The 12,949-nt window shown below is 63.6% G+C and carries 8 protein-coding genes; all 8 read right to left on the reverse strand.

Features of this window, described 5'->3' with window-relative positions; translation table 11 throughout:
- Positions 1-3: 3 nt before the first annotated feature.
- The 8 genes from AC0L2X_RS07010 to AC0L2X_RS07045 all read right to left on the reverse strand — a co-directional run bounded on the left by AC0L2X_RS07010 (position 4) and on the right by AC0L2X_RS07045 (position 12,812).
- Entirely contained in the window at positions 4-3,375 is a 3,372-nt protein-coding gene (locus AC0L2X_RS07010; RefSeq protein WP_473599489.1) for a transglutaminase family protein, read from the reverse strand.
- Between the two features lie 424 nt (positions 3,376-3,799).
- Positions 3,800-4,990 (reverse strand): acyl-CoA dehydrogenase, encoded by a 1,191-nt coding sequence (locus AC0L2X_RS07015; RefSeq protein WP_352454106.1) that lies wholly within the window; start codon positions 4,988-4,990, stop codon positions 3,800-3,802.
- 239 nt (positions 4,991-5,229) lie between these two features.
- Entirely contained in the window at positions 5,230-7,542 is a 2,313-nt protein-coding gene (locus AC0L2X_RS07020) for a Tex family protein (protein ID WP_473599490.1), read from the reverse strand.
- A 119-nt stretch (positions 7,543-7,661) separates the two neighbouring features.
- Entirely contained in the window at positions 7,662-8,843 is a 1,182-nt protein-coding gene (locus AC0L2X_RS07025) for a serine hydrolase domain-containing protein (RefSeq protein WP_473599491.1), read from the reverse strand.
- Positions 8,844-8,947: 104 nt separating this feature from the next.
- Positions 8,948-9,982 carry an ABC transporter substrate-binding protein gene (locus tag AC0L2X_RS07030; protein ID WP_473558910.1) on the reverse strand — a complete coding sequence of 345 codons (1,035 nt, stop codon included), beginning with the start codon at positions 9,980-9,982 and terminating at the stop codon, positions 8,948-8,950.
- 22 nt (positions 9,983-10,004) lie between these two features.
- Complete coding sequence (locus AC0L2X_RS07035) at positions 10,005-10,805, reverse strand: ABC transporter permease (RefSeq protein ID WP_473558911.1); 801 nt, start codon at positions 10,803-10,805, stop codon at positions 10,005-10,007.
- Entirely contained in the window at positions 10,798-11,718 is a 921-nt protein-coding gene (locus tag AC0L2X_RS07040) for an ABC transporter permease (RefSeq protein WP_473558913.1), read from the reverse strand. Before AC0L2X_RS07040 ends, AC0L2X_RS07035 begins: the two co-directional genes overlap by 8 nt.
- Positions 11,718-12,812, reverse strand: a complete 1,095-nt coding sequence (locus AC0L2X_RS07045; RefSeq protein ID WP_473558915.1) for an ABC transporter ATP-binding protein — start codon at positions 12,810-12,812, stop codon at positions 11,718-11,720. Before AC0L2X_RS07045 ends, AC0L2X_RS07040 begins: the two co-directional genes overlap by 1 nt.
- Positions 12,813-12,949 lie beyond the last annotated feature (137 nt).

The following is a 12,949-nucleotide window of genomic DNA, read 5'->3' on the forward strand; positions in this document are numbered from 1 at the left end:
TGATCAGAGTCTTTGCGGCCGCCGAAGGTCAAGGGTCATCGGGAAATCTTCAGAGGCTTCTTCGTTGCGCAGCACATAGCTGGACGGCGTATGGCCACGCGGCTCGAAGCGGGCGAGCCGCCGCGCCTCCGCTTCGTTGCCGTTGACCGGGAACGTGTCGTAGCTGCGCCCGCCGGGATGCGCGACATGATAGACGCAGCCGCCGACCGCGCGGCCCGACCAGCGGTCATAGACGTCGAAGACCAGCGGCGTGTTAACCGGTAGCGCCGGATGCAGGCCCGACGCCGGCTGCCAGGCCTTGAAGCGTACGCCGGCCACCGCGATCTCGCGGTTGTCGGTCACCTTCATCGGCACGACGCGGCCGTTGCAGACGACGGCGTGACGCTCCGGGTTGAGCCCCTCGGTCTTCACCTGCAGCCTTTCGACGGAGGAATCGACAAAGCGCACGGTGCCGCCGATCGCGCCTTGCTCGCCCATGACATGCCACGGCTCAAGCGCCTGCCTGAGTTCCAGCTTGATGCCGGCATGCTGGACCTCGCCGCAGAACGGGAAGCGGAATTCGAGCTGGGCATCGAACCATTCCGGACGGAACGCAAAGCCGTTCAGCTTGAGATCGTCCAGCACATCGAGAAAATCCGCCCAGACATAATGCGGCAGCATGAAACGGTCGTGCAGCGAGGTGCCCCAGCGCACGAAGCGGCCGTCGAGCGGGTTCTTCCAGGCCCGGGCGATGATGGCGCGCACCAGCAATTGCTGTGCCAGGCTCATGCGCGCGTTGGGCGGCATCTCGAAGCCGCGGAATTCGACCAGCCCGAGGCGGCCGGTCGGCCCGTCCGGCGAAAACAGCTTGTCGATGCAGATTTCCGAGCGGTGGGTATTGCCCGTCACGTCGGTCAGAAGGTTGCGGAACAGCCGGTCGACCAGCCACGGCAGAGGTGCCGCGCCCTTGTCCGGATGCGGCACCTGCGCCATCGCGTTCTCGAGTTCATAGAGCGAATCGTGGCGTGCCTCGTCGAAGCGCGGCGCTTGGCTGGTCGGGCCGATGAACAGGCCGGAGAACAGGTAGGACAGGGACGGATGCCGCTGCCATTGCAGCACCAGGCTCTTCAACAGGTCGGGGCGGCGCAGGAACGGACTGTCATTGGGCGTTGCGCCGCCGACGACGACGTGGTTGCCGCCGCCGGTGCCGGTGTGGCGGCCGTCGATCATGAACTTGTCTGCGCCAAGCCGCGTCTGCCGCGCCTCCTCGTAGATCGCCGTGGTCGTCGCCACGCAGTCCTGCCAATTCGCGGCGGGGTGGATATTGACCTCGATGACGCCGGGATCGGGTGCGACACGAATGACGTTGAGGCGTGGATCGTGCGGCGGGCCGTAGCCCTCGATGTGCACCGGCAGTCCGATCGCCCTTGCCGCGTTCTCCGCCGCCGCGACCAGTTCGAGATAGTCCTCCAGCGCCTCGACTGGCGGCATGAACACACAAAGCCGTCCGTCGCGCGGCTCGACCGAAAGTGCGGTGCGCACGGCGCCGCCGATCTCGGTGATCTCCTGTTCGACGCGGTCTTGCTGGCCTGTAACGGCCGTGAAGGATACCGCCTGCTGGCGTCGCGCCATCTCGTCGGCGCCTTCCAGTTCGGCCGGAGCGGGCGGAGAAGCAGAACCGGGCAAGATCGCCTCATGCGCCGGCAATGGTCCGCGCGGCAGCGATGGATCGACCGGCACGATATAGGGGAACTGCGCCGGCGGCACATAAGGCAGCGTGCCGAGCGGCAGGCGGTAGCCGACCGGTGAATCTCCCGGCACCAGGAACAGCCTGCCGCGCCGCGTCTTCCACTTCTCCGAGCGCCAGCGCGGTCCGGACGCCTGGCTGTTCCAGCGCTGGACAGGCAGCACATAGCCCGACGGCTTGGTCAGCCCGCGTTCGAACACCCGCGCCATGCGGCTGCGCTCCTCCGGGTCCTCCAGCTTCGAATTGGAAGGATCGACGTTGTCCGGCAGCTTGCCTTCCTTGAGCAGCCATTCCGCCGGATCCTCATAGGCTTCGCTGACCATCGTCTTGTCGATGCCGAGTTCGTCGGCAATCGCCGTCAGCAGGCTTTCGGCCTGCTTCGGCCCGATATCCGCCTCGCTCTTTTCATGCGCGATTAGCGACGGGTCGCTCCACACCGGCTCGCCGTCGGTGCGCCAGTAGAGCGAGAAGGTCCAGCGCGGCAGGCTTTCGCCGGGGTACCATTTGCCCTGTCCGTAATGCAGGAAGCCGCCCGGCGCAAAGCGTTCGCGCAGCCGGCGGATCAGCGCATCGGCCTTTTCGCGTTTTGTCGGCCCGACGGCGGCGGTGTTCCACTCGGCCGCCTCGAAATCGTCGATCGAGACGAAGGTCGGCTCGCCGCCCATGGTTAGCCGCACGTCGCCGGCCTGGAGTGCTGCATCGACCTGGGCGCCCAGCGCGTCGAGCGCCTGCCAGCTCTCGTCGGAGAACGGCTTGGTGATGCGCGGATGTTCGGCGATGCGGTCGACCCGCATGTCGAAGCCGAACTCGACATTGGCGAAGCTCGCCATGCCGGAGATCGGCGCGGCATTGCGGAAATGCGGCGTTGCCGCGAGCGGCACGTGGCTTTCGCCGGTGAGCAGGCCGGAGGTCGGGTCGAAGCCGATCCAGCCGGCGCCCGGCAGATAGACCTCGCACCAGGCATGAAGATCGGTGAAATCGGTCGCCGTGCCGGGCGGCCCGTCAAGCGCGACGAGGTCGGGCTTGAGCTGGATCAGATAGCCGGAGACGAAGCGCGCGGCGATGCCGAGATTCCTCAGTATCTGCACCAGGAGCCAGCTCGAATCCCGGCACGACCCCTTGCCGGCCGCCAGCGTTTCCTCGGGCGAGAAGACGCCGGTTTCCATGCGCACGATATAGGCGATCTCGCGCTGCAGCCGCGCATTGAGATCGACGACGAAATTGACGGTGTTGGTCGGGCTGCGGTCGAGGGTTTTCAGGAATGCCTCCAACAGCGGCCCCGCCGGTTCCGGCGTCCGGTAGATGGTCAGATCGTCCCGGATCTCTTCGGGGTATTCGAACGGAAACGTCTCGGCCGAGGGCTCGACGAAGAAATCGAACGGATTGTAGACCGTCATGTCTGCAACGAGATCGACCTCGATCTTCAGTTCCGTCACCGGCTCGGGGAAGACGAAGCGGGCCAGGAAATTGCCGTAGGGGTCCTGCTGCAGATTGACGAAGTGATTTGCCGGCCCGACCTTCAGCGAATGGCTGAGCACTTTGGTGCGGGAATGCGGCGCAGGCTGCAACCTTATGACTTGCGGGCCTAAGACGACCGGCCGGTCGTATTTGTAGTGGGTCAGGTGATAGACGGCTGCCAGAATTGCCATGGTGCCCCTGAAGTCGGCGTTTCAAAAGGAGTTCGCTGAACCCTGACACGAATGCTGACCATTCTCCAAGCAGAGATGTTGCGCTGCACCTAAATTAAGCAGCTGTCACAGCCTCACAAACGGAGCGCCGACCGTGGGATTCCGCAGCGTGGCGGCAAGACGTTGCAACGCTGCAGAGCCGAAGGCCGGCGGGTCAGCACCGGGCGCTTTCCGCCGATTTCGATGATCGGCAGCATACGCGATGCTTGGTCCAAAAGAGCTGAAAAGAAAACCCGCCTCGGCGGGCGGGTAGTCGGTGCCAATTAGCACCATAACCAAATTAGTAGCATAGCTGCCGGCACAAAGCAAGAACAAAATGTGGCACCGTCGGCGAAAATTGCCCGATCTCTCGCTTTGCCCTGGAAGCGGGGGGCACCTGCCAATGCTAAAAGAACGCCTGCAACCCGGTCTGCGCCCGTCCGAGGATCAGCGCATGCACGTCATGCGTGCCCTCATAGGTGTTGACGGTTTCCAGGTTCTGAGCGTGGCGCATGACGTGGTAGCCGATCTGGATGCCGTTGCCGCCATGCATGTCGCGGGCCTGGCGGGCGATGTCGAGCGCCTTGCCGCAATTGTTGCGCTTGACGAGCGAGATCATCTCCGGCGCCATCTTGCCTTCATCCATCAGCCGCCCGACGCGCAGGCTGCCCTGCAGGCCGAGCGCGATCTCGGTCTGCATGTCGGCGAGCTTCTTCTGGAAAAGCTGCGTGCCGGCCAGCGGCTTGCCGAACTGCTTGCGGTCGAGGCCATATTGGCGGGCGCGGTGCCAGCAATCCTCCGCCGCGCCCATGGCACCCCAGGAGATGCCGTAGCGCGCCCGGTTGAGGCAGCCGAACGGTCCTTTCAGGCCCGAGACATTGGGCAGCAGCGCATCCTCGCCGACCTCGACGCCTTCCATCACCACTTCGCCGGTGATCGAGGCTCGCAGCGACAGCTTGCCGCCGATCTTTGGCGCCGACAGCCCGTTCATGCCCTTTTCCAGGACAAAGCCGCGAATCTCGTTGTCATGCGCGGCCGATTTTGCCCAGACGACGAACACGTCGGCGATCGGCGCGTTGGAAATCCACATCTTCGAGCCGGAGATCCTGTAGCCGCTCGCGGTCTTTTCGGCCCGCGTCTTCATGCCGCCCGGGTCGGAACCGGCATCAGGTTCGGTCAGGCCGAAGCAGCCGATCCATTCGCCTGACGCCAGCTTCGGCAGGTATTTCTTGCGCTGCTCTTCCGAGCCATAGGCATGGATCGGATACATCACCAGCGACGACTGCACGCTCATCATCGAGCGATAGCCCGAGTCGATCCGCTCCACTTCCCGCGCGACCAGCCCGTAGGTGACGTAGTTGGCGCCGAGCCCGCCATATTCCTCGGGGATGGTGATGCCGAGCAGACCCGCCTCGCCCATCTCGCGGAAGATGCCGGCGTCGGTCTTTTCCTCGAGATAGGCTTCCTCGATCTTCGGAGCGAGCTTGTCGGCGGCAAACGCCGCGGCGCCATCGCGCACCATGCGCTCGTCTTCAGAAAGCTGGTCCTCGATCAGGAAAGGATCATCCCAGACGAATGCGTTCTTGTCGGCGGCCATGGCTCTCGGTCTCCCAAACTCATGCATGTCGTCCAAAGCTTGCCCGCGGGCCTGACCCGAGGGTGTTCGGCAGCTTGGGGATAACGACATGCATCGAAACAGAAATCTTGAAACGCGCGGCTTATCGGCTTCCGTCCTGAAAAAATCAAACGAAATAGCTTCGCCGATCCATGAGCATTGGTGATGGATCATCAATGTCGAGCGCCGCGGTCTGACCTGGCGCAGCCCGGCTCGCGAAATTACTTCCGCTTCAACGCATCCGCCAGCGCGGCGCCGAACGCGCCCTGCTGCGCCGGCCGCTCCGGCTGGCGTTGGGGCGCGGGCGCGCGCGGCACCGGCCTGTTGCCATTGTCGCGCGGCTTGGGTGCGCCGCCGTCGCCGTCCTTGCGCATCGACAGGCCGATGCGCTTGCGCTTGATATCGACGTCGACGACACGCACCTTGACCACGTCGCCGGCCTTGACCACCTCATGCGCGTCCTTGACGAAACGGTCGGCCAGTTGCGAGACGTGCACCAGTCCGTCTTGGTGAACGCCGATATCGACGAAGGCGCCGAAGGCCGCGACGTTGGTGACGGTGCCTTCAAGCTGCATGCCGGGCTTCAGATCCTTGATGTCGTCGATGCCGTCGGCAAAAGTCGCGGTCTTGAAGCCGGGGCGTGGATCGCGGCCGGGCTTTTCCAGCTCCGCCAGGATGTCGCGCACCGTCGGCAGGCCGAAGCGTTCATCGACGAAGACGCGCGGATCGAACGCCTTGAGTGCGGCGCTGTCGCCCATCAGAGAGCGAACGTCGCGCCCGCAGGCCGCAACGATCTTCTTGGCCACGCCATAGGCTTCCGGATGCACCGCGGAAGCATCGAGCGGTTCGCTACCGTTTGGAATGCGCAGGAAGCCGGCGCATTGCTCGAACGCGCGGGGTCCAAGGCGGGAGACCTTCAACAGTTCGCGGCGGCTGGCGAACGGGCCGGCGGCATCGCGATGCGCAACGATCGCCTCGGCCAGCGATGCGCCGAGACCCGAAACCCGCGCCAGAAGCGGCGCTGACGCCGTGTTGAGGTCGACGCCGACGGCATTGACCGCATCCTCGACCACCGCTTCCAGCGATCGGCCGAGGCGGTACTGATCGACGTCGTGCTGGTACTGGCCGACGCCTATCGACTTCGGCTCGATCTTGACCAGTTCGGCGAGCGGATCCTGCAGGCGCCGGGCGATCGACACTGCCCCGCGCAGCGACACGTCGAAGCCGGGAAATTCCGCCGCAGCCGTTGCCGAGGCGGAATAGACCGAGGCGCCGGCCTCGCTGACGATCACCTTGAGCGGCTTCGGCCCGGACCCGGCAGGCATATCAGCCAGCATGTCGGCCACCAGTCTTTCGGTCTCGCGGCTGCCGGTGCCGTTGCCGATCGAAATCAGCTCGACCTTGTGCAGCCGGATGAGCTTGGCCAGTTCGGCCTGCGTGCCGCGGACATCGTTCTTCGGCGGAAACGGATAGACCGTTGTCGTCGCCAGCAGCTTGCCGGTGCCGTCCACCACCGCCACCTTGACGCCGGTGCGGATGCCCGGATCGAGGCCCATCGTCGGCCGCGAGCCGGCGGGCGCGGCAAGCAGCAAATCCTTGAGATTGCGAGCGAAGACGTGGATCGCTTCTTCCTCGGCCCGCTCACGCAAATCGCGCATCAGATCGAGCGTCAGGTGCAGCGACAGCTTTATGCGCCAGGTCCAGCCGGCGACCTCCATCAGCCAGCGGTCTCCCGGCAACTGGCGGCCGATGGCGTAGGCATCGGCGATCATCCGCTCGACCGGTTTCACCGGTGACACATCGTCCGCATCGACCTCGATCTCGAGCGACAGCACCTCCTCGTTGCGGCCGCGCAGCATGGCCAGCGCGCGATGGCTGGGCACGTTGGCCCAGCGCTCGACATGGTCGAAATAGTCAGAAAATTTCGCGCCGGCCTCCTGCTTGCCATCGACGACGCGCGAGCGCAGGAAGGCGCGTTCCTTCATATAGGTCCGCAACTTGCCGACTAGGTCGGCATTCTCGGCGAACTGTTCGGACAGGATATCGCGCGCACCCTCGAGCGCCGCCTTGGTATCGACGACGTCTTCGCTGATGTAGGCCAGCGCCAGCTCGGCGGGCATGGCCGTACGGTCGGCGAGAATAGCTTCCGCCAGCGGGCCCAGCCCGCGCTCGCGCGCGATCTCGGCCTTGGTCCGGCGCTTCGGCTTGTAAGGCAGGTAGATGTCTTCGAGCTCGGCCTTGGTGACGGCCGCAGCGATCTTTGCCTCGAGCTCTTCGGTCAGCTTGCCCTGCTCGCGGATCGAACCAAGGATGGTGTCGCGGCGCGCGTCGAGCTCGCGCAGATAGGCCAGCCGCTCGGCAAGGTCGCGCAGCTGCGTGTCGTCGAGGCCGCCGGTGACCTCCTTGCGGTAGCGCGCCACGAACGGCACTGTCGCGCCGTCGTCCAGCAAGCCGATCGCCGCCGCAGCCTGTTCGGGCCGCGCGCCGATCTCGGCGGCTATGATGGTTGCGATGCGCTTGATGTCGGATGCCATGTCGTACCTGTCGCTGGTCGAAACGAGCAGCGACCATAGGCGCAGAGCACCGATGCGCCAACCGCGACGTTTTCAACCCGGCGAGAGGTCCACAGGAAAGGTCGGCTGTCTGGATCGGATCAGACCATCCGGCCCAGCGCCTCGAAGAAAGAAATCATATCCAGATCGAGCGGATCGTCGACCGGTACCGGCTGCGACGACATCTTTGCGATTACCATTTCGGCTTTCGGATCGATGTAAAGCCACTGGCCGTGGATGCCGATGCCGCAGAAGGCGCCGCTTCCAGCTCCCGTCTGGTACCATTTGTTGCGATAGCGGCCACGCGGAAACAGGAACGCCATCGTGCCGCGTTGCCAGGCCTCGGCGTCACCGCCGGTTTCGGTCGTATCGCGGACCCAGGCTTCCGGCACGACGCGGCGGCCATTGGCCGTGCCGCCTAGACGCATCATCTCGCCGACGCGCGCAAGGTCGCGCGGCGTCACCGAAATGCCGCCGGCGGTGCGCGCCGTGCCTTCCATGTCGACGGTTATCGAGGCTTCGCCGACGGCGCCGAGCGGCTCCCATAATTTTTCGCGCATCAGATCGGCGAAGCGCCGGCCCGACGCGCGTTCGAGCAGGATGCCGAGCAGGTCGGAGTTGGGCGAACGGTAGCGGAAAGTCCGGCCATGCGGCTCGGCCAGGCCCTGCAGCGTCATGAGGAAAGTCGCCAGGCTCTCGGTGCCGCCGCCCGGGTTCCACAGCATGGCGCGGCGATAGCGGGCGAATGCGCTTTCCGGATCGAGATAGGCCTCTTCGAAATCGAGGCTGACACTCATGTCGAGCACGTGCCGCACGCTCGCATCGCCATAGGCCGAGCCGGCGGCTTCGGGCAGGTAGCGGGTCACCGGAGCCTGCGGATCGAAGATCCCCTCGCCGTCCAATATGCCGGCAACAATGGCAGTCAGCGACTTGCTGATCGAAAAGACGATGTGGCGCGAACCGAACTCCATATGCGGCGCGAACCAGTCGCCGACGAATTTGCCGCCCTTAATGATCGTCAGCGCGTCGGTTTCGGAGCGCCTGAGAAAAGCCGCGACAGTCTCCGCGCCGCCTGCAAGAGCAACCTTTTCACCAAGTAGCCCGCCGAAATCCTGCGCCGGCGCCTCGCTGCTGCCCGGCTTTGACGCCACGGCAGCGCTCGGCACCAGTTCGCCGGCATTCTGGAACGACCACCGGCTGAACGGGCTTTCCCGCCAATTGCCGAGCAGCACCTGGTTTCGGGCAAAGCCATACCTGGTTTCGAACGCGGTCTTGCCGGCCATAGGCGCTTCCTTCGGTCTTTGGGTTCTGGGCGAGCGCCGCGGCGATGGCTTGCATGGCCGATCGCCGGAAAAACCCGGCGGCAATGCCGCCGGGTTGGGCCGGGTTACTTCTGCAGTTCGGTCCAGATCTTGCTGTAGATGTCCTGCACCTCCGGGGAACACAGTGTCTGCAACTCGCCGCGCGCCTTGACGGCTTCCGGGATAATCACCTCCGGCGCGTCCTTCATGTCGGCGGGCATGTACTTGTCCGAACCGGCAATGCCGTTGGCATAGCGGTGGAAAGCCGACAGGCCGGCGGCGTTCTCCGGATCCATGATGAAGTTCTGGAACAGCTTGGCGTTCTCGACGTTCTTGGCTTCCTTCAGGACCATGACATTGTCGCTCCAGAGACCAAAACCTTCCTTGGGATAGAAATAGTGGATCTTGGGGTTCGCCAGCCGCTGACGCAGGGCCGATCCGTTCCAGTCGCTCGTCGCCTTGAAATCGCCGGCGCCCATTTTCTCGATGGTGTTGTATTCCATCGCGATCCAGTTTGGCTTCGCGGCAACCAGCGTGTCACGCACCTTCTTCAGCGTTTCCTTGTCGCTGGCGCATTGCGCGCCGCCGACATATTTGGTCGCAGCGAACATGACGTCGTTCATTTCCGGCACGACGTTGACCTTGCCCTTCAGTTCATCGGGCGTGTTGAAGATGATGCCCCAACTGTCCGACGGCCCATTGTAGACATCGGTATTCACCACGATGCCTACAGTGCCCCAGGCCCATGGCACCGAATATTTGCGGCCGGGATCGAAATCGGGATTGGCCCATTCCGGCGCCACGTTCTTGAAGTTCTCCATCTTGCCCGGATCGGTTTCCTGGACGAGGCCTTCCTTGATCCAGATCGGCACGAAGGTCTGTGAGGGCACCGCGATGTCGAAGCCGGTGCCGCCCTGGCGGACCTTGGCCAGTGCCGTGTCATTGGAATCGTAATCGGTGATGGTCACCTTGATGTTGTATTTTTGCTCGAACTTCTTGATCACGTCGGGGCTGGTGTAGTTGCCCCAATTGTAGATGTTCAGTTCGCCGTCGGCGCGAGCCAGGCTCGTAGAGGCGAGTAGCGCCAACCCGATCGCAGCCGCTGTTGTCTTCCAGTTCATGTTCTAACTCCCATTTTCATGCTCAGTCCCGTTTCCTGCTGATGAAGAAAAACAACGTCACGATGGCGACCGACAAGAGCAGGAACACGGTCGAAATCGCGTTGATTTCAGGCGTTATGCCTCGGCGTATCTGGCCGAGCATGTAGGTTGGCAACGTGTCCTGGCCGCCGGATTTCACGAACTCGGTGATGACAACATCGTCGAGCGAGATGACGAAGGCCAGCATCAGTCCGGCCAGGATGCCGGGCCACAGCAGCGGCAACGTGATGCGCCTGAACGTCCGCCATGGCGTCGCGTAGAGGTCGGCAGCAGCGCGCTCCAGCGTAAGATCCATGTTCTCCAGCCGCGCCCGGATCGGCAGATAGGCAAAGGGAATGCAGAACGCCGTATGCGCGGCGATCAGATAGCCAAGACCCGAATAGCCGGTGAATATCTTTATGCGCGAAAAGAAGATCAGCAGCGCCACGCCGGTGACGATCTCGGGCACCATCAGCGGCTGGTTGATCGCAGCATATTTGAAAGTCAGGCCCGGATAGGCTGCCGTGCGAGTTGTCGCGAGTGCCGCCATGGTCGCGGCGATGGTCGCAAGGGTTGCCGCGATGGCGCCGATCTGGAACGAACGCAGCGTGGCGTCGATCACCTGCGTATTCTGCCAGGCCGACTGGAACCATTTGAGCGAGAAACCGCCCCATTCGGAGGTCGAAGTCGCGGCATTGAAGGCATAGACCACGAGTATGACGATGGGCAGGTAGAGCACGACGAAACAGGTCGCGGCGATCGCTGTGAATCCTGGCTGATGCTTAATTTCGAAGCTTCTAGCCATGGCGCATCTCCGACCGACCGGCATTGCGCACATAGGCAAGCAGCGCCACCATGACTATGATCATGACGGCGATCGACAGCGCCGAGCCAAGCGGCCAGTTGCGGCCTTGCCCGAACTGCATCTCGATCAGGTTTGAAAGCATCATGGTCTTGCCGCCGCCGAGCAAGATGGGCGTCACATAGGCGCCGAGCGCCGGGATGAAGACGAGGATCGAGCCAGCGATCACGCCGGGCTTGACCAGCGGGAAAATGATGCGCCGGAGCACCTGAAAGCGTGTCGCATAAAGATCGTAGCCGGCTTCGACCAGCCGGAAATCGAGCTTCTCCATGCTGGCATAGATCGGCAGCACCATTAGCGGCAGATAGACATAGGCCATGCCGATAAGGATCGCCGTGTCGGTGAAGAGTATCTGGATCGGCGCGGAGATGATGCCGAGCTTGAGCAGGACCGTGTTGATCAGACCCTCGTTGCGGATGATCTGCAGCACGGCAAAGGTGCGGATCAGCAGGTTGGTCCAGAACGGTATGGTGATCAGGAACAGCCAGAGGTCGCGCGTCTTCTCGCTGCGCGTTGCCATGAAATAGGCGGTCGGAAAACCAAGCGCCAGGGTGGCGAGCGTGGTCACGATGGCCAGCTTGATCGAGCGCCAGAAAATGGTGACATGGGCCGCGGCGAGCGAAAGCGTGTCGTCGAAGATGTCGCGTTCCATGAACACCGAAATCCACGCCTCCGGCGAGAATTGCCACTTCACGTCGCCGTAAGCGCCGGGCGCCAAGAACGAATAGACCAGCACGATCAGCAAGGGACCGGTCGCTGCCACGAAGATGATCAGCAGGGCCGGCGCCGACAGCAGCCAGCGGTCGCGGATGTCGCGCCGTTCGGCCGCCTTGGCGACTTCTTCCGCGCTCGCCATCAATCCCTCAGCACTTGCGCGGCGTCGTTGCCGATCGATACGCCGACCTTGTCGCCGCGCTCGAAACCGCAGCCTGCGCTGCGCGTGTTCTGCTGGCGCACGGTGAAGGCTTCGCCGCTGTCCAGTTGGACATGAATATGCGTGTCGGTGCCGAAATAGACGATGTTTTCGACGGTTCCGGAAAGATCGCCCTTGCCGCCGGTCAGCTTTGCGTGTTCCGGCCTGACCACCAGGGTGGCATTCGCCTTCGGCTGGAAGCCCTCAGCCACCGTCGCGTCGATCGTCGCGCCGGATTTGAGTGTCGCGCGCGCCTTGCCATTGCCGATGCCGGTGATGGCCGCGGTCAGGAAATTGGTTTCGCCGATGAAGTCGGCGACGAAGCGCTCGGCCGGCTTGTCATAGATGTCCCAGGGCGTGCCGACCTGCAGGATCTTGCCGGCCGACATCACGGCGATGCGGTCGGACATGGTCAGCGCCTCTTCCTGGTCATGGGTGACGAAGATGAAGGTGATGCCGGTCTGGTGCTGCAGCCGTTTCAGTTCGATCTGCATTTCCTTGCGCAGCTTGTAGTCGAGCGCCGACAGCGGCTCGTCGAGCAACAGCACTTTCGGCTGCGGCGCCAGCGCGCGCGCCAGTGCCACGCGCTGCTGCTGGCCGCCGGAGATCTGGCTGGTGCGGCGGGCGCTCAGCGCCTCCATCTTGACCAGCTTCAGCATCTCGGCGACGCGCGCCTTGATTTCGCTCTTCGGCTTGCCCAGCATCTCCAGGCCGAAGCCGATATTCTCGGCCACCGTCATGTGCGGGAACAGCGCATAGGACTGGAAGACGGTGTTGACCGGCCGCTTGAACGGCGGCAGCGTCGCGATGTCCTGGCCGTGCAGCAGGATTTCGCCTTCGCTGGGGAAATCGAAACCGGCGATCAGCCGCAGCAGCGTCGTTTTTCCGCAACCCGACGGCCCCAGCAGCGTGAAGAACTCATTCTCGCGGATCGACACCGAAACCGTGTCGAGAGCGGCGACTTGTGCGTCCCCGGTACCGAACACCTTGCGGACGCCGCGGACCTCGATTGCACTCTTACCCGGTTGATCCGGCACGCATTACCCCATTGTCATGTCCGCTCTTGATGGCGGATCCAGTTCCCATTTCGATTGTCAGCATATGCCGGTCGGCTTGGCAACCGTGCATCTGAATCTCGGTTCAGGACGCAAGCTCCGTGCCATAGTCGGTGTCA

The organism is Mesorhizobium sp. WSM4828, assembly GCF_055811175.1.